Below are 17,289 nucleotides of genomic sequence, written 5' to 3'. Positions count from 1 at the left end.
ACCCCGGTATTATACGCGCCACTTGCCCAGATGGCGGAATTGGTAGACGCGCTAGCTTCAGGTGCTAGTGTCCGTATGGACGTGGAGGTTCAAGTCCTCTTCTGGGCACCAAACTGCTTTTATACTATCTTTTTGTATACGCAGTTCAGTGCTAAGCAAGTAAAGGCAATAAGCCAGTCAACGTAAGTAGCAACAAGTTTGTGTTCGCCCAGGTGGCGGAATTGGTAGACGCGCTAGCTTCAGGTGCTAGTGTCTGTATGGACGTGGAGGTTCAAGTCCTCTCCTGGGCACCATATGAGCACAAACGATAGTAGATAATTTAAGCGTTAGATGATGCGCCCAGGTGGCGGAATTGGTAGACGCGCTAGCTTCAGGTGCTAGTGTCCGTATGGACGTGGAGGTTCAAGTCCTCTCCTGGGCACCATGAGTTACATGGGCCAGTCCGCATCATTATTTGTTTTCCTCTTTTAATCCTCTCCGTTTTACTCGCTTTTCTTAAAGCACCGTACCTTTCTCAAGCACTGTACCTTTCTCAAAGCACCTCCTCTTTACTGAAAACGCCCTGGGCGTCGTGCCACTTCTTCAAGTGCCCATCCCTGTATACGTAACTCTCCCTCCAGCACTGACTCTACTTCGGTCGTTAACTCTGGGAAGAAGTTAAGCCCAGTGCGTGCTTCTATATCGTCAATGGTTACCAAGTAATCATCCAGCGGCTCATTGCCACGTACGTCTTGCGGCATAATAAACGCCAACGCTAATGGCGCTTCATTGTGCGGGGCGACTATGATCTTATAAAACGCTTCGGGCACTTCAACCAGGCCTACCCGATTAAACACGTTATCCATAAAGCGTTCAGGAAATACCGGCCCAGTAATCACCTGCAAACGATCAAAGCGCGGCGCAAAGTGATCCATAACGACTTCTTCTAAACGCTGCCACAGCTGCCGATTGAGCTGGGGGCGTTGCGGGGTCATATTACTCATTAAAAAAGTATCGACTTGAGCGCTGCGCCCGTGCACGGCAGCAATTGCGTAATTGGGCGCCAGATGGCCTCGATCGTAACCGCTGCCTGCGTAGCTATCCGTGCCTACCGGCCACAGTGTGCGCCAATCAGCTTGAAAATTTGGCCGGGAACCAATGCTTGAATCGTCTATCGCTTCAACCTGATAGCTTACCCATAGCGGATTAACCCGCACATCAGACCAGCCAACTAAATAGCCGTCGTTGCGCAATACACGGTGAATCGTAGTAGGACGAAACTCCTCCCAGGTAGGCACTCCCATCCACGTATAAGCATCTTTATGCTGGCGCTCTTGAAATTCCCACAGCCCCGTACCAACAGCAACAAACAGCACGGCAATACCCAAGCGTCGCCCCTGCCGACGCCAGCTCGAAAGCGATGTTCCCAACACTCTTACTCCCTGGTTAGCGCTGACGAGCGCCTATCGTTTTATCTCGCTTAAAGCTACTACCATCGTGGCGATAAACGCGGCCCCAATTACCAGCCTAGTGAAAACATCGTTTCAAGATCGTGGCGGGAGTGCACCTGCATGGCATTCAGGGTTTCTGTATCGCTGATACCTTCTACGGCATTTAAGCGCTCCGTTACCAGCTCAGCCAAGCTTTCAAAATCGCGAGTACGGGCAATCGCCACCAAGTCGTAGCGGCCACAGGTAGAATAAACTTCACTAATGCCTTCTACATCAGCTAAGCGCTCGGCCACGGCTTTCACTTGGCCTTTATCGGTATTGATTAAAATGACTGCGTTTTGCATGGCGTGCCCCTCAAGAGAAAATAATGGCAACAAAAAGTCGTCTTTAAGCTGCGCAGAGTATAGCAGCGACTAGGAAGCGAACGCAGCACCCAGCAATAGCGTGACCAATTGTCGCTGTACATCTCACGGCATTCGCACAAGCTTTGCACATCCGCTAGCATGTAAGAGAGAACCCCGACTTATAAGTTTATTCGGAGCACTAATAGAGGTGGATCACCACCCGACAACCGTGACCAAACGTCAGACCGTGACGATAAGGAGAAATCATGGCTAATAAGAGCCGTCGTGACTTCATGCGCAACAGCATGTTAGGGCTCGCTGCCCTTCCGCTGGGTGCAGGCATTCTTTCCAAGACTGCTTTCGCTCAAGAGCTGCCGCGTCTTGATCCTTCCTCAAGCAACGCCCAAGCGCTTAACTACGTCGAAGACGCCAGTGAAGCAAGCGACCACCCTGCTTATGAAGAGGGCGAGCGCTGCGATAACTGCATGTTCTTCAATGCAGAGACACAAGGTTGCCAGCTGTTTCCTGAGAACAGTGTTGAGCCTGCGGGCTGGTGTCAGTCTTGGACTGCACAAGCCTAAACAGCTGCCGTTTAACGCGGATACTGCTGTACTAATAACTACCCCGCGCTTTGCGCGGGGTAGTCGTTTTTTAAAGGCTACTTTAAAAAGCTGGCTTACGCAGAAAAGCGTTTAAGAAGCATGGTTGTCATCTTCAACCGGCCAGTGAAAACGCCGCGTCACTTGCCCCTCTTCCATTGAGACCAGATGAACCGGAAAACCCCATAGCTGCTGTAGATGGCGAATAACAGGATAGACGCTGCGCCCCAGCGGGCGGCGATTATCCTGTACATGATGAAGCGTCAATGAGCGGTCCCCACGAATCGCTGCCTCGACCACTTGAATATTGGGCTCGCGAACAGAGAGCGCATACTGCGTCGCGAGCGCTTCACGAACCTGACGATAGCCCTGTTCGTTATGTATCGCCGCTACTTCAAGGGCCTCTAACTGATCATCATCCACCACTAAAAACAGCTTATGGTCGCGCATCACCTTCGGCGACAGAAACTGCTGAATAAACGACTCGTCCTTAAAGTTGCGCATCGCAAACTCCACCGTTTCCCGCCACGGTGTGCCCGCCACATCTGGAAACCACTCACGATCCTCGTCGGTAGGGTTTTCGCAGATGCGCTTAATATCCATAAAAATCGCGAAACCAAGCGCATAAGGGTTAATCCCACTAAAGTGAGGGCTATCAAAGGCTGGCTGATTAATTACAGCGGCGTGAGACTGCAAAAACTCCAGCATCAGCCCTTCATCGACATTGCCGTCGTCGTAGAGTCGATTCATTAACGTGTAGTGCCAGAAGCACGCCCAGCCCTCATTCATCACCTGCGTTTGCCGCTGGGGATAAAAATACTGCGCCAGCTTGCGCACAATTCGCACAATCTCACGCTGCCAAGGCGCCAGCAACGGGGCGTTTTTCTCAATAAAATAGAGCAGATTTTCCTGCGGCTCTGAAGGATAAAGCCCGCCGCTATGTAAGCCTAACGGGTCATCGTCATTGGCATTGTGCAAACTTCCCGGCAGCGAAGACTCCCCAGTGAGCGGTTCGGGAATGGTTCGCCAGAGCATATTAACCTGGGTTTGTAGATAGGCTTCCCGCTCATCCTGACGCTTCGCCTCCTCTTCTGCAGAAATCGGTGAGGGGCGCTTGTAGCGGTCAACACCGTAGTTTTGCAGTGCATGACAAGCATCCAGCAGCTGCTCGACAGCCTGCACGCCGTGGCGCTCTTCGCACTGGGCGATATACTTACGTGCAAACACCAAGTAATCGACAATAGAAGAGGCATCCGTCCAAGTACGGAACAGGTAGTTACCTTTAAAAAAGGAGTTATGACCGTAGCAGGCGTGGGCCATCACCAACACCTGCATCATCAGCGTGTTCTCCTCCATCAAGTAGGCAATACAAGGGTCAGAGTTAATGACCAGCTCATAAGCCAGACCCATCTGGCCACGCTTGTAAGCCCCTTCAACGGCTAGAAACTGCTTTCCGAATGACCAGTGGTGGTAGCCCACCGGCATGCCCACGCTGGCGTAGGCATCCATCATTTGCTCCGTGGTGATCACTTCTATCTGATTGGGATAAGTATCCAGACGATACTCATCAGCGAGCCTTGCCAGCTCCGCATCGAAGCGCTCCAGCAGGTTGAAGTTCCAATCGGAGCCGGTGGCAATCGGCTTGCGCTTGCGGGTCGCACTCATAGCCCACTCCTCTATTACACGGTCACTAGCCTCTATACACGGTCACACGGTCACACGGTCACACGGTCACTAGGACTGACTTAAGCGACGCTTGAACAGCTCGCGAAAGACCGGATAAATATCGCCCGCCTCTATAATTTGCCGCATGGCAAAGCGTTCGGGAAATTCTTTGACCACACTTGCATACTCATGCCACAGCGATTGATGGTCGTGAGGCGTAATCTCAACGTAAGCGTAGTATTGCAACTGTGGCATTAGCTGTTTGATCAGCAAGTCGCGGCAAATATTCGAGTCGTCATCCCAATTATCGCCATCGGAGGCTTGGGCCACATATAAATTCCACTGCCCCACTGGATAACGCTTTTCAATGATCTTATTGACTAGATTCAGCGCACTAGAAACAATCGTACCGCCGGTTTCGCGTGAGTAAAAAAACTCCTCCTCGCTAACTTCCCGAGCAGCGGTGTGGTGGCGCACAAACACCAGTTCGACTTTTTCGTAGTGTTTCTCCAAAAACAGGTACAACAGTAAGAAAAAGCGCTTAGCGATATCTTTATGGTTCTGGGTCATCGACCCCGAAACGTCCATGACACAAAACATGACCGCTTGATTAGAAGGCTGCGGCTGGGCGCTTAACTGGTGGTAGCGCAGGTCATAGGTATCAATGAACGGCACGCCAGCAATACGTTTTTCCAGGCGTTCAATTTCAGTTTTCAGCTCGGCAATACGGGCCGGATTACGCAATACCGGGTCTTTACGCTCTTCGGCTTCCAGGGCCTCATGAGCTTCCTTAAGCGCCCGTTTAATCGGCGCGCGCATGGCAATGCGCCGAGCGTAGGCTTCGCGCATCGAACGGGTAATGCTGATCCGGGAAGGCACGCCATCTTTAGACAATCCCGCCCGCACCATTTTGACCTCTTCCAGCGACTTCAATGGTTTGCGCTGCAAGTGGGGTAACTCAAGCCCGTCAAACACAAATTCCAGAAACTCCTCGCGGCTGAGGGTGAAGGCGAACTCATCCACCCCTTCCCCCTGATTAGAGGCGCCGCCTTCTCCCGCACCACTGCCACCGCCCTGCCCGCTAGGCCGTCGTATTTTGTCGCCCGCTACAAACTCCTTGTTGCCTGGCGAGACGATATTGCGTGCCCCGCCCGGGCCATGCTGAAACACTGGCTCAGAGATATCCTTCGCCGGAATAGATATTTTTTCACCGCGCTCCATATCAGTAATGGAGCGGCGATTAACGGCCTCTTCAACCGAACGCTTGATATGCTTGCGATAGCGCTCTAAAAAGCGCTGACGGTTCACCGCGCTTTTATGTTTAGCGTTAGGCCTTCGATCAATAAAGTAGGTCATACGACCTCCTTAGACGCTTTTCTTAAGCACTGTTTTAACAACAGCCCTTAACTATCCGTCCCTTACTGGGACTTACGCACGCGCAGGTACCACTCGGACAGTAATCGAACCTGTTTTTCGGTGTAGCCGCGCTCAACCATCCGCGCCACAAAGTCTTCATGCTTCTTCTGGTCTGACCGGGAGGCCTTGGCATTGAACGAAATCACCGGCAGTAGCTCTTCGGTGTTGGCGAACATTTTGTGTTCGATAACGCCTTTTAGCTTTTCATACGACTGCCAGCTCGGATTCATGCCGTTATTTTGCGCCCGTGCCCGCAGCACAAAATTGACCACCTCATGGCGGAAGTCTTTCGGGTTGGAGATTCCTGCCGGTTTCTCAATTTTCTCCAGCTCTTCGTTCAGCGATTGGCGATTCAACAGCTCGCCGGTTTCATGATCACGGTATTCCTGATCCTGTATCCAGAAATCAGCGTAGGTTACGTAGCGGTCGAAAATATTTTGACCATATTCGCTGTAGGATTCGAGGTAAGCGGTTTGAATCTCCTTACCAATAAAGTCCACGTAGCGGGGCGCCATATACTCTTTGATGAAGCCCAAGTAGCGTTCAAACACCTCCGACGGCAGCTGTTCACGCTCCAGTGCCTGCTCCAGCACATAAAGTAGATGCACCGGGTTGGCAGCCACTTCGGTGCTATCAAAGTTGAATACCTTAGAAAGAATCTTGAAGGCGAAACGAGTGGAGAGCCCTTGCATGCCTTCGTCAACGCCAGCCGCGTCGCGATACTCCTGAATCGACTTGGCACGCGGATCGGTGTCTTTCAGGTTTTCACCGTCGTACACGCGCATCTTGGAATAGATATTGGAGTTTTCAGGTGCCTTGAGCCGTGACAACACCGAAAACTGCGCCAGCATGCGCAGCGTATCCGGCGCGCAGGGCGCGGCATTTAATGAAGAATCCTCTAGTAGTTTTTGATAGATTTTGATCTCTTCGGTGACTCGCAGGCAATAAGGCACTTTGACGATATAGACCCGGTCAAGAAATGCCTCGTTGTTACGATTGTTGCGGAACGCCTGCCATTCAGACTCGTTAGAGTGCGCCAGGATCACCCCATCAAAGGGTATTGCTCCCATGCCTTCGGTGGGATTGTAGTTGCCCTCCTGCGTCGCGGTGAGCAGAGGATGCAGCACCTTGATCGGCGCTTTGAACATCTCCACAAACTCCATCAACCCCTGGTTGGCACGGCATAAGCCACCAGAGAAGCTGTAGGCATCTGGGTCGTCCTGGGAGTAAAGCTCCAACTGGCGGATATCGACCTTACCCACCAGCGAGGAGATATCCTGGTTGTTCTCATCGCCCGGCTCGGTTTTCGAAATGGCAATTTGATTCAACCGTGAGGGGTACAAACGTACCACCCTAAACTGGGAAATATCACCGCCATACTCTTTGAGCCGCTTCGCCGCCCAGGGCGACATCACGCTGCGCAGATAACGCTGAGGAATACCGTACTCTTTCTCTAACAGCTCGCCATCCTCCTCGGGAGAGAATAAACCAAGTGGCGACTCATAAACTGGCGAGCCCTTAATGGCATAGAACGGGATGCGTTCCATCAGTAACTTCAAGCGCTCTGCCAGTGATGACTTACCGCCACCCACTGGCCCCAGCAGGTAGAGGATCTGCTTGCGCTCTTCAAGCCCTTGGGCAGCATGGCGGAAGTAGGCAACGATTTGCTCGATAGCCTCCTCCATACCGTGGAACTCTGCAAAGGCAGGGTAGCGGCGAATCACTTTGTTGGAAAAAATGCGTGACAGACGCGGGTCTTTCGCCGTGTCGATCACTTCAGGCTCGCCTATGGCTTCCAGCATGCGCTCGGCGGCGCTGGCATAAACTTTCGAGTCACGGCGACAAAGCGCCAAGTACTCCTCAAGGCTCATGTCTTCTTGCTGAACGCGGGCAAATCGGTCTTGAACGTGATCAAAGATACTCATGGAATTCTCCTGTGGCCTAACCCCAGGCAGACACCGCCAAACCAAGTGTTTCGCAACGGTGTGCCAAACGAGGTGTCGCTTTTTTTAGCGTAGTCAGCATTAGCAAAAAGTGATGACTAAAACCTTCAACGCAGCGGCGATACAGTTAAGAGAATTATTCAGGGGATTAGTTGCGTTAAATAAAGCAACTGGCTACGAAAGGGAGCGCACTAGAGCAGTTACGTCGCTGCCAGGGCAGCGACGTAACTAGATTGCAGGTGCTAAACAGCGGCAAAAGAGGTGCTGTTTTCGCGCTTAACGCTCTAGCACGGCACGAATATCGGCTAATAACTCATCAAGTAATTCAACGGTGGTGTTCCAGGCACATACAAATCGGGCACCGCCAGCGCCAATAAAAGTATAGAAGGTCCAGCCTTTGGCTTTCAACGCTTCAATTGCCGGGAGTGGCAATTCAACGAAAACGCTGTTGGCCTGGGTAGGGAACATCAGTGAGACACCCGGCAATGCCTGCAGGCCTTCTGAGAGGTAACTCGCCATGGCATTGGCGTGTTGGGCATTGGTTAACCAGGCGCCGCTTTCTAATAACCCTAACCACGGCGCTGAGATAAAGCGCATTTTCGATGCCAGCTGGCCTGCTTGCTTGCAGCGGTAGGAGAAATCTTCGGCTAACTCACGGTTAAAAAACAGGATCGCTTCACCAAACGCGAGGCCGTTCTTGGTGCCTGAAAAACATAGCGCATCCACACCCACCTGCCAGGTCAGTTCAGCGGGAGTGGCATTTAGGCTTGCACAGGCGTTGGCAAAGCGAGCACCGTCCATATGCAACCGCAGGTCATGTTTATCAGCAATGGCGCGAATCGCCATCAGCTCTTCGCGGGAATAAAGCGTGCCCACTTCGGTCGCTTGGGTCAGCGAGACCACTTTGGGTTTGGGGTAGTGAATATCGCTGCGCTTGGTGACCAGCGCCTCGATACCTTCCGGGGTAAGCTTGCCATTGGCGCCGGGTGAGGTAAGCAGCTTCGCGCCGTTGGAGAAGAACTCAGGACCACCACATTCGTCGGTTTCGATATGCGCCAGCTCATGACAAATAACGCTGTGGTAGCTACGTCCCATCGCTGAAAGGGCCAGTGAGTTAGCAGCGGTGCCGTTGAAAACGAAGAAGACGTCACAGTCATAGTCAAACATTTCGCGGAAGCGATCTGCGGCACGGGCCGTCCAGGTATCGTTACCGTAAGCCAAATCATCGCTGCGGTTGGCTTCTAATAGATATTCCATCGCCTCCGGGCAAAGACCGGAGGTGTTATCACTGGCTAAAAAACGCGGGCTACACTCCGAGGTCATGACAGTTGTCCTTATATCTGGCGATCTTACGGCACAGGCTGGGTGCCACCAGTGCCTTTAATGCCTAGCTATGCTTAATAGCCAGGCCAAGAAATCCCTTAATAACAGGACATTCAGTCTATCGCCATTAATGGGTAAACGTCACCCGCTCTACTAACTTGTCTAGAACTATATCAAATACATCGGTGTCGAGAGCAGGCTTCCGAGAGGGCGCTGTAAACCCATCCATGGGCGCTACTTTCGCCATCTGACCGCCATGGATGGCGGAAATGCCGTCATTGTCAGGAACATTTTCCGGCCATGGCGAAAGACCCTCTCTTCAACCTGCCCTCACACCTAGTGAAAGTTTTGACCCGATTACAGGATAGCGGCCAGACGTGTGCCCTGCTCAATCGCTCGTTTGGCATCCAGTTCGCTGGCTTCATCGGCACCGCCAATAATGTGCACCGCTACTTTTGCCTGCTCCAGCGGCGCCAGTAACTCCCGCACCGACTCTTGCCCGGCGCACACCACCACGCTGTCTACCGCCAACACTTGGTCAACGCCCTCGCGGCGAATATGCAGCCCTTGGTCGTCGATTTTGAGGTACTCGCAGCCCGTTAGCGTGGTGACCCCACGGGCTTTAAGCGAGGCGCGGTGCACCCAGCCCGTGGTTTTACCCAGGTTTTTACCCGGTTTGGAGCTTTTACGCTGCAGCATCACGATCTCGCGGGGAACGTCTGGCGGCGTCGGTGCTTTTAAACCGCCGCGTTCGCCCACCGCTAAATCAACGCCCCATTCGTTGCACCAGTCAGCAATAGCCAACGCGGGGTGCCCTTGGTGTGCCAGCAGCTCAGACACATCAAACCCAATCCCCCCCGCGCCGATCACGGCTACTTTACGCCCGACCCGCTCGGGCGACTCAATCGCCTCGGCATAGCTCAGTACCTTTGAATGGTCGTGGCCCGGCAGGCTTAGTTCGCGGGGTCGAACGCCGGTGGATAGCACCACTTCATCAAAATCGGCAAGCGTTTCTGCGGTTGCCGTGGTGTTCAAGCGCACCTCTACCGAATACTTCTCTAGCATCACGCGGTAGTAGCGCAAGGTTTCGTTGAACTCCTCCTTACCAGGAATTCTCCGCGCGTAGTTAAACTGTCCGCCTAGCTCACTGCGCTGTTCAAACAGCACAACGTTATGCCCCCGGCTAGCGGTCATGACGGCAGTTGCCAGCCCCGCCGGACCGCCGCCAACCACCGCGATTCTTTTAATCGTTTGCGCAGGCTCTATCACCAGCTCGGTTTCATGACAGGCGCGAGGATTCACCAAACAGGAGGTCAGCTTGCCCGCAAAGGTGTGATCCAGGCAGGCTTGGTTACAGGCAATGCAGGTATTGATTTCATCCGCTAAGCCTTCCTGGGCTTTACGCATCCAGCCGGGATCAGCCAGAAAAGGCCGCGCCATGGAAACCATGTCGGCGTGGCCCTCTGCCAGCACCCGCTCGGCGACATCGGGCATGTTGATGCGGTTGGTGGTGATTAACGGAATCGAGAGCGCCGACTTGATGCGCTTAGTCACCTCGGTAAAGGCCGCTCGTGGCACACTAGTCACAATCGTGGGTACCCGCGCTTCGTGCCAGCCGATGCCAGTATTAATGACATTAGCGCCAGCAGCTTCAATCGCTTGCCCAAGGGTAACGACCTCTTCCCAGGTACTGCCCTCTTCGACCAGATCAATCATCGAGAGGCGGAAGATAATCACGAAACGCTCACCTACTTCCTCGCGTACACGACGCACAATCTCCACGGCAAAGCGCATGCGGTTTTCAAACACCCCGCCCCACTCGTCGTCGCGCCGATTGGTGCGTTGGCAAATAAACTCATTAATCAGATAGCCTTCAGACCCCATCACCTCGACACCGTCATAGCCTGCCTGCTGGGCCAGACTCGCGCAGCGCACGTAGTCGGCAATTTGCTGCTCCACCTCGTCGCTACTTAGCGCACGTGGCATAAACGGATTGATCGGGGCCTGTATCGCCGAAGGTGCTACGAGATCCGGTGAGTAGGCGTAGCGTCCGGCGTGCAGAATCTGCATACATAGGTGGCCGCCTTCAGCGTGCACCGCATCAACCACTTGGCGGTGTTCCGGCAGTTGCGCTTCGTCAACAAGCGCGTTGGCCCCCTGAAAAACCGCGCCTTCTGCATTGGGGGCGATACCGCCAGTGACGATCAGGCTAACCCCCTCCCGCGCCCGCTCGGCATAGAAGGCAGCTAGCCGTTCAAAGCCATTCGGCGCCTCTTCCAAATTGGTATGCATAGACCCCATTAAGACGCGGTTAGGCAGCGTCAAATGACCAATCGTTAACGGTCGGAAAAGATGCGGATAGGCGGGCGTCTGGGTCATCACGGGTCTCCTGGCTTTTATTAGTGGCTGTGCTAGTAGCAGTGCAACGCAAATTCAAACAATCGTATGACATCCTGAGCGGTACGTATAGCCCTTAGACCTAGTCCTTCAATCTAGCCCCTCGATCTTATGCCAACCGCTTGCCCAGCGCGCGAATCCGCGTCACATTACCCGGCTAACGATAAGGAACCGTTGCTATGCCCTTGATTTACTTTTTGCCGCCGCTCGCCACCGTATTGATTTGGTCGGGCAATATGACCATAAACCAGCTTAGCGTAGGCGCCATTGCGCCTAGCAGCATTGCTTTTTTACGCTGGCTGTTAGCGCTCGCGGTAATGACGCCTTTTGTACTGCCAGCGGTACTGCGCCACCGTGAAGAAATTCGTCGCCAGTGGCCGAAGCTGGCACTGCTTGGGTTGCTGGGTATGGGCCTATGGCAGGGGCTTGCCTATGTGGCGGCAGAAACCACCACCGCCACCAATATGGGCATTCTTGCCGCCATGGTGCCGTTGCTAACGGTGCTACTTAGCGCGCTTATTCTCCGCGAACCACCGACCTTAGGCGGTGTTTTGGGCGGGGTGCTGGCGTTTGTGGGCGTCACCGTATTGCTAGGGCGTGGCAATCCGCTTTCGCTACTGCAACTCCAGGTCGCCCTGGGCGATGCGCTGATGGTAGTCGCAGCAACCTGCTACGCGCTATATGGCGTGATGCTCAAGCGCTGGTCAATGAACTTACCGCCTTGGGTGATGCTCTATGCTCAAGTTTGCTTTGCCGTCCTGTTCTTGTTGCCGCCCTATTTAATGGGGCCAATGACGCCGATCGATGGCCAAAATATTGGGCTAATTCTCTACGCAGGTATTCCCGCCTCGGTGATTACCACCTTTCTATGGATGCGTGCCGTGCGCCAAATCGGTGCCAATCAATCGAGTATCTTCATCAACCTCATGCCGCTGTTTAGCGCGGTGATTGCCATGATCTTTTTAGGCGAGCGAGTGGCGGGCTTCCACTTTGCAGGCGGGCTACTGATTCTTGCCGGGGTCATTATGGCGCAAACACTAACACGACCGTTAACCCGCGAGTTAACACCAGATAAGCCGAGCAACGCCCAATAATGCTAGAATGGGCGTTTACTTCTGACGTTGGGAAGCCCTGATATGTCCCTGGAAGAACTGCATCTTAATCTGCGCAACCTAATGAGCGATGACTACGATCAGCTCAAGGCATTGATGGACGCTGTCTATCACGATATCGGTGGAGCTTGGCCGAAGCGCACGATCGACAAATTAATTCAGGAATTCCCTGATGGTCAAATCGCCATTGAGGACGATGGACTGTTAGTGGGCGTGGCGCTCACCGTGCAGGTGGATTACGACGAATTTTCCAACCCGCATAAGTACGATGACCTGATCGGCCACCGCGAGATCATCCTCAATGATGAGGATGGCGACGCCATGTACGGCTTGGATGTGCTGATTCACCCGGACTACCGTGGTTATCGCTTGGGCCGCCGCCTTTACGAAGCGCGTAAAGAGTTGTGCCGCTCAATGAACCTGCGCGCAATACTGGCCGGTGGGCGTATTCCCGAGTATCACCAGCACGCTGATGAACTCACGCCCGCTCAGTACATTGATAAAGTCTCGCGCAAAGAGATTTACGACCCGATTCTCTCTTTCCAGCAGGCTAATGACTTCCAGGTCAAGCGCCTGCTGCGTAAGTACCTGCCGGAAGATGAGCAGTCACGGGGTTACGCCACTCTGTTGGAGTGGAACAACATTCTGTTTGAACCCGCTGCCAGCGTGCTCGACAACAAGCCTACCCAAGTACGTGTAGGCGCTGTGCAATGGCAAATGCGTGAATTCTCTTCGGTGGAAGCTGCGCTTCAGCAGATTGAGTACTTTGTTGATGCACTGTCTGACTACCAGAGCGATTTTGCGGTATTCCCAGAACTGTTTTATGCGCCCTTGATGGGCCTTCAAGACCGCGCCGCCCAGCAGGATCAAATGGGCGCCATTCGCTTTTTGGCGGGTTTCACCGAGCGTTTTAAAGCGGAACTCTCGCGCATGGCGGTCTCCTACAACATCAACATTGTCGGTGGTTCGATGATTGAGGTCGGTGAGGATGACCGCCTCTACAACATCGCGTACCTATTCCACCGCGACGGCAGCGTTGAGCGCCAGGCCAAGTTGCACATAACACCTCAAGAGCGCCGCGATTGGGTCATTGAGGGTGGTGATGAGCTGCAGGTGTTCGATACCGACGCTGGGCGTGTGGGCATCCTGATCTGCTACGACGTGGAATTCCCAGAGCTTGGTCGTCTGCTGGCCGACCAGGACATGGACATCCTGTTCGTACCCTTCTGGACCGATACCAAAAACGGCTATCTGCGCGTGCGCCACTGCGCCCAGGCGCGGGCAATTGAAAACGAGTGCTACGTAGTGCTGTGCGGCAGCGTCGGCAACTTGCCCTCGATTGAAAACCTGGATATCCAATACGCGCAATCCGCGGTGTTCTCACCTTCTGATTTCGCCTTTCCCCACGATGCGGTACTGGCGGAAACCACGCCGAATACCGAGATGATCTTCTTCTCAGACTTGGACTTGACCCGTTTGACGGTAGTGCGTGCCGAAGGCTCGGTGACCAACCTGAAAGACCGCCGCAAGGATCTATTTGATCTACGCTGGCGCGACTGGTCGTGGAAATCGGGTGCTAACCTGGAAGAGTGAAGGGAATCATGAACACAACAACGCCGCCCAATGGGCGGCGTTGTTGTTTCTAAAAGCGTGTTGTACTAGAGGAGTTATATAGCTCAATCAGGCCAGACAAGATGCGCGGGTACGCGGCCTTTGGCATCGAACAGCACCCCCTCATCGCGTAACTTGCGGTGCTGGCGCTCGGCGCCACCATGGTCGGCAAGCTTTAAGGATGCTGCAATCACGCGATGCCAGGGCAACTGATGGCCATCCGGTAGGTGGCGCATAGCCGACCCCACCATGCGCGGCGTAGCGCCTTCGGTCATGGCTGCAATGCGGCCATAGGTGGTCACTCGGCCCGGCGGAATTTGATCGACAATGGTGTAGATCTGCTCGAGTAATTCCGGCCGGGGCATGTGAAATATCCTCTTATTTATTACGCGTCTTTAAAAATCTTACCACCTGCTTACAGCCCCTCAACCAATTGATCGATCGCTTGAAAAGCTTCCTTGAGCGCAGCGTCGCGATGCTGCTCGCCCATGTTCAAACCTTCAGCATAGACCACCAGGGTATCTTTAATCCCCATCAAGCCGAGCATGGCTTTGAGGTGCGGCGTTTGGCTATCCATTTCGGTGCCAACGTACTGGCCGCCACGGGCAGCCAGGATAATCGCCCGCTTGCCTTCTACCAAGCCTTGAGGCCCGTTTTCGGTATAACGGAATGTTTCTCCAGCCCGCAGCACACGGTCAAACCATGCTTTCAACTGCGAAGGAATACCCAGGTTATACATCGGCACCGCAATCACCAGCACATCATTCGTACGCAGCTCTGCCAGCAGCGTTTCCGAATGAGCAGCCAACTTGTGTTGCTCGGCGCTGCGTTCTGCAGCCGCCACTTGCCAGGCGCCCAGCTCACTGATATCCAGGTGAGGCAGTGTATTTTTCACCACATCACGTTGGGTGACATCAATACCATCGCGAGCGTTAGCTTGCTCGATAAAGCGATTAGCCAGCGCATTGGATTGGCCGTTTTCCGCCAGAATAGAAGAGGTGATTACCAGGGCACGCGTCGTCATTGTAAGCTCCAAAGATCATTAGGTTGATGAGTTGGAAGCTATTCTACGGCGCTTTCCGATAAGCAAAAGCGCAACGTTTTCCGACTTGTATTCGATTAAATCGAATTATGCGAGTGTGCTCTGTTTTATTCACATACATCTCACACATTCACCGGTTAAGCCAGCAGGCAGTCGCGCCGATATGCTCTTCATCCCATCGAGTTGCACAGCCACTGCCAGACCAACCCTGCTTCATCGCTAACGTGGCGGCGGCTTGGCCGTACCAGCCAAAAGCGCTCGTCGCTAGGCACACTAATATCAAAAGGCGCCACTAAATCGCCACGTTGCTCCATTAAACGCCGGTGAGTAAGCGCAATGCCGCCACCTTGGCTGGCAAGTGCCAACGTCATGACTTGGTTATCGCAGGTGAGCGACCAACACTGCGCCTCTACATGGGCAGCACCCGCTTCCTGTAACCAGCCCGGCCACCCCACCCCAAAACCCACGGCGTGCAGCAGCGTATGTCCGGCCAGGTCACTCGGCGCAGAAAGTGTCTCTGCCAAGGCCAGGGAGCACACCGGCAGCAGATGCTCTTCCCCTAGCGGCTGCATTTCAACGCCGGTCCACTCCCCTTTGCCATAGCGAATCTCGATATCAGCCCCTTCAGGACCAAAGTCATCAGGCCAGATAGCGCTGACCAAACGAATCGCCACCTGCGGGTGAGCGCGGTGGAAGGCAATCAGACGCGGCGCCAGCCACGACTGCTGAATGGCAGGCGTGGCACGCAGTGTGACCGGTTGCTCGGTTGTGCTACCAAAAACTTCCAAGGTTCCTTCGCTGATTCGGACAAAGGCGTCATGAATACTCGGCAGCCACGCTTGCCCCGCTGGGGTTAACGTTAAACTGCGGGCATGGCGCACAAACAGCTTCTGCCCGACACGGTCTTCCAGCAACCGAACGCGCTGACTGATCGCCGCCTGGGTTACTCCAAGCTCATTGCCTGCAGCGGTAAAGCTTAATGTACGCGCTGCGGATTCAAAGGCTTGCAGCCATAGCAATGGCGGTAACTGACTCATGGAAAAGAGACCTATAAATAAAATGATGTCTTAGGGGTCAGATTAATCGTTTGTCACTGGCGCTGCTACTCCTCATCCTGGTTAACACTTAAGCACACCCCTAACGCACAGCCATCTGGCTCTGCCGCAAAGGGAGCGATTCGGAGTCATCATGAATAGCGCGGTACAAACGACAACGATACCAACGACAAATAACGCTCAAGCCCCAGACATGGGCGAATTAACCCCTTATCAAACCGGCCCCGCCCTCACGCAGGCCATGCTCACCCAACAAGGTATTGCCCTTGAGTGGCAAGATGGCCAGCAAACCACCCTGCCCCTACTCTGGCTGCGCGATCATTGTGCCTGCCCGGCCTGTCGTCATCCGCAAACCCGTGAACGGCTCTACCTGCCGCTTGAAGCAATTTCCGAGCCGCCAACCGTGGCGCTACTGGATGGCCATCTGCATTTGAACTGGCAGGACGGCCACGTTAGTACGTTTCACAGCGGCTGGCTTTATCAGCGTCGCCCAGAAGCGACCCTTGCCTCAGCCGTCCCCAATGCCAAACCGTGGATCGATAACTTCGCGCCCGAGCGCATCAACCATAGCGACTTCCTCACGCCCCAAGGCGAAAAAGCCTGGTTAACCGCTATGCTGCGCGATGGCTTGGCGCTGATCACCGACGGCCCTTTGGTAGAAGAAGAAGTCAGCCGGCTGGCTGAGCGTATTGGCCCACTGCGCGCCACCAATTTTGGTGCCCGTTTTGATGTGCGCTCTAAGCCCAACCCCAATAACGCGGCGTATACCGCTGTCGGCTTGCCGCTGCATGTTGATTTGCCCAACTGGCAACAACCGCCCGATATTCAGTTGCTCTACTGCTTGCAAAACGAAGCCAGCGGTGGTGAATCGCTGTTTGCTGATGGTGCCCGCGTGGTAGAAGCGCTACGCCAGCAAGATCCAAAAGCGCTCGCCATACTCAGCGAAACGCCCATCGACTTTCGCTTCCAGGATGAAAGCCACGATATTTCCATGCGCGCGCCGGTGGTCACACTGGACAGCGCAGGTAACCTGGTTGAGATGCGCTTGAACAACTGGATTCGCGACGCGCTTCATTTACCGGTAGAGCAGATGGATGCTTGGTATAGCGCCTATGCTCTATTGTGGAAGTTATTTCACAGCGAAGCGCACCAGCTGGAGTTCACTCTCCACCCTGGGCAGATGATTGCATTTGATAACCGTCGCGTACTGCACGGACGGCGCGAATTCGACCCCAATAGTGGCGCTCGCCATTTACAAGGCACCTATCTAGACCGCGACATGCTGGCCTCACGCCTTCGTGTGCTAGCCCGCAACGTTTAGCGGCTTTCAAGTTTAAAGCACTTATCTGACA

At 54.0% G+C, this 17,289-nt stretch carries 14 protein-coding genes and 3 tRNA genes; 7 read left to right on the top strand and 10 right to left on the bottom strand.

Translation table 11 applies throughout. From position 1 onward, the window contains the following. The first annotated feature begins 24 nt into the window (after positions 1–24). The 3 genes from HUO07_RS01160 (at position 25) to HUO07_RS01150 (ending at position 424) form a co-directional block, all read left to right on the top strand. Positions 25–111, top strand: a tRNA-Leu gene (locus HUO07_RS01160). A gap of 95 nt (positions 112–206) precedes the next feature. Next, a tRNA-Leu gene (locus tag HUO07_RS01155) sits at positions 207–293 on the top strand. A 44-nt stretch (positions 294–337) separates the two neighbouring features. Continuing rightward, a tRNA-Leu gene (locus tag HUO07_RS01150) sits at positions 338–424 on the top strand. Positions 425–548: 124 nt separating this feature from the next. Here the strand turns inward: HUO07_RS01150 and HUO07_RS01145 are convergent. Further along, the gene (locus tag HUO07_RS01145) at positions 549–1,409 is read right to left on the bottom strand and encodes a DNA/RNA non-specific endonuclease (protein WP_176302065.1); all 861 of its coding nucleotides are present in this window, start codon (positions 1,407–1,409) and stop codon (positions 549–551) included. Between the two features lie 89 nt (positions 1,410–1,498). After that, the gene (locus tag HUO07_RS01140; RefSeq protein WP_008958975.1) at positions 1,499–1,774 is read right to left on the bottom strand and encodes an Lrp/AsnC family transcriptional regulator; all 276 of its coding nucleotides are present in this window, start codon (positions 1,772–1,774) and stop codon (positions 1,499–1,501) included. A gap of 266 nt (positions 1,775–2,040) precedes the next feature. Between HUO07_RS01140 and HUO07_RS01135 the strand changes: the two genes are divergently transcribed. Further along, a complete protein-coding gene (locus tag HUO07_RS01135) occupies positions 2,041–2,355 on the top strand; it encodes a high-potential iron-sulfur protein (RefSeq protein WP_008958974.1) in 315 nt (104 codons plus the stop codon). A gap of 111 nt (positions 2,356–2,466) precedes the next feature. On the opposite strand, the gene HUO07_RS01130 is transcribed toward HUO07_RS01135, so the two are convergent. From HUO07_RS01130 to HUO07_RS01110, 5 genes are all read right to left on the bottom strand, one after another. Beyond that, on the bottom strand, positions 2,467–4,038 hold the full coding sequence (locus HUO07_RS01130) for a SpoVR family protein (protein ID WP_176302027.1): 1,572 nt from the start codon (positions 4,036–4,038) through the stop codon (positions 2,467–2,469). Between the two features lie 69 nt (positions 4,039–4,107). Further along, positions 4,108–5,394, bottom strand: a complete 1,287-nt coding sequence (locus HUO07_RS01125; RefSeq protein ID WP_101147802.1) for a YeaH/YhbH family protein — start codon at positions 5,392–5,394, stop codon at positions 4,108–4,110. A gap of 62 nt (positions 5,395–5,456) precedes the next feature. Beyond that, positions 5,457–7,379, bottom strand: coding sequence for a PrkA family serine protein kinase (locus HUO07_RS01120; RefSeq protein WP_035565019.1), 1,923 nt, complete (start codon positions 7,377–7,379; stop codon positions 5,457–5,459). 294 nt (positions 7,380–7,673) lie between these two features. After that, positions 7,674–8,720, bottom strand: coding sequence for a threonine aldolase family protein (locus HUO07_RS01115; RefSeq protein WP_176302026.1), 1,047 nt, complete (start codon positions 8,718–8,720; stop codon positions 7,674–7,676). Between the two features lie 357 nt (positions 8,721–9,077). Continuing rightward, the gene (locus HUO07_RS01110) at positions 9,078–11,099 is read right to left on the bottom strand and encodes an NADPH-dependent 2,4-dienoyl-CoA reductase (RefSeq protein ID WP_176302025.1); all 2,022 of its coding nucleotides are present in this window, start codon (positions 11,097–11,099) and stop codon (positions 9,078–9,080) included. A gap of 197 nt (positions 11,100–11,296) precedes the next feature. Here HUO07_RS01110 and HUO07_RS01105 point away from each other — a divergent pair, with 197 nt between their 5' ends. Then, positions 11,297–12,211 (top strand): DMT family transporter, encoded by a 915-nt coding sequence (locus tag HUO07_RS01105; protein WP_176302024.1) that lies wholly within the window; start codon positions 11,297–11,299, stop codon positions 12,209–12,211. Between the two features lie 42 nt (positions 12,212–12,253). Continuing rightward, positions 12,254–13,822 carry a bifunctional GNAT family N-acetyltransferase/carbon-nitrogen hydrolase family protein gene (locus HUO07_RS01100; RefSeq protein ID WP_035565024.1) on the top strand — a complete coding sequence of 523 codons (1,569 nt, stop codon included), beginning with the start codon at positions 12,254–12,256 and terminating at the stop codon, positions 13,820–13,822. 83 nt (positions 13,823–13,905) lie between these two features. Here the strand turns inward: HUO07_RS01100 and HUO07_RS01095 are convergent, their stop codons facing one another. From HUO07_RS01095 to HUO07_RS01085, 3 genes are all read right to left on the bottom strand, one after another. Next, a complete protein-coding gene (locus HUO07_RS01095) occupies positions 13,906–14,205 on the bottom strand; it encodes an MGMT family protein (protein WP_176302023.1) in 300 nt (99 codons plus the stop codon). A gap of 50 nt (positions 14,206–14,255) precedes the next feature. Then, complete coding sequence (locus tag HUO07_RS01090; protein ID WP_176302022.1) at positions 14,256–14,864, bottom strand: FMN-dependent NADH-azoreductase; 609 nt, start codon at positions 14,862–14,864, stop codon at positions 14,256–14,258. Positions 14,865–15,052: 188 nt separating this feature from the next. Beyond that, entirely contained in the window at positions 15,053–15,919 is an 867-nt protein-coding gene (locus HUO07_RS01085; protein ID WP_176302021.1) for a LysR substrate-binding domain-containing protein, read from the bottom strand. 151 nt (positions 15,920–16,070) lie between these two features. Here HUO07_RS01085 and HUO07_RS01080 point away from each other — a divergent pair, with 151 nt between their 5' ends. Beyond that, complete coding sequence (locus HUO07_RS01080) at positions 16,071–17,258, top strand: TauD/TfdA family dioxygenase (RefSeq protein ID WP_176302020.1); 1,188 nt, start codon at positions 16,071–16,073, stop codon at positions 17,256–17,258. Positions 17,259–17,289: the final 31 nt, after the last annotated feature.

The organism is Vreelandella maris, from assembly GCF_013371085.1.
In the GTDB taxonomy this organism is placed as follows: Bacteria; Pseudomonadota; Gammaproteobacteria; order Pseudomonadales; family Halomonadaceae; genus Vreelandella; species Vreelandella maris.
Note: the sequence above shows the minus strand (reverse complement) of the source record. Positions and strands in the feature narration are given on the sequence as shown.

Coding starts and splice junctions, on each gene's coding strand:
- HUO07_RS01140 (WP_008958975.1), bottom strand. CDS start 1,774: ATGCAAAACGCAGTCATTTTAATCAATACCGATAAAGGCCAAGTGAAA.
- HUO07_RS01135 (WP_008958974.1), top strand. CDS start 2,041: ATGGCTAATAAGAGCCGTCGTGACTTCATGCGCAACAGCATGTTAGGG.
- HUO07_RS01130 (WP_176302027.1), bottom strand. CDS start 4,038: ATGAGTGCGACCCGCAAGCGCAAGCCGATTGCCACCGGCTCCGATTGG.
- HUO07_RS01125 (WP_101147802.1), bottom strand. CDS start 5,394: ATGACCTACTTTATTGATCGAAGGCCTAACGCTAAACATAAAAGCGCG.
- HUO07_RS01120 (WP_035565019.1), bottom strand. CDS start 7,379: ATGAGTATCTTTGATCACGTTCAAGACCGATTTGCCCGCGTTCAGCAA.
- HUO07_RS01115 (WP_176302026.1), bottom strand. CDS start 8,720: ATGACCTCGGAGTGTAGCCCGCGTTTTTTAGCCAGTGATAACACCTCC.
- HUO07_RS01110 (WP_176302025.1), bottom strand. CDS start 11,099: ATGACCCAGACGCCCGCCTATCCGCATCTTTTCCGACCGTTAACGATT.
- HUO07_RS01105 (WP_176302024.1), top strand. CDS start 11,297: ATGCCCTTGATTTACTTTTTGCCGCCGCTCGCCACCGTATTGATTTGG.
- HUO07_RS01100 (WP_035565024.1), top strand. CDS start 12,254: ATGTCCCTGGAAGAACTGCATCTTAATCTGCGCAACCTAATGAGCGAT.
- HUO07_RS01095 (WP_176302023.1), bottom strand. CDS start 14,205: ATGCCCCGGCCGGAATTACTCGAGCAGATCTACACCATTGTCGATCAA.
- HUO07_RS01090 (WP_176302022.1), bottom strand. CDS start 14,864: ATGACGACGCGTGCCCTGGTAATCACCTCTTCTATTCTGGCGGAAAAC.
- HUO07_RS01085 (WP_176302021.1), bottom strand. CDS start 15,919: ATGAGTCAGTTACCGCCATTGCTATGGCTGCAAGCCTTTGAATCCGCA.
- HUO07_RS01080 (WP_176302020.1), top strand. CDS start 16,071: ATGAATAGCGCGGTACAAACGACAACGATACCAACGACAAATAACGCT.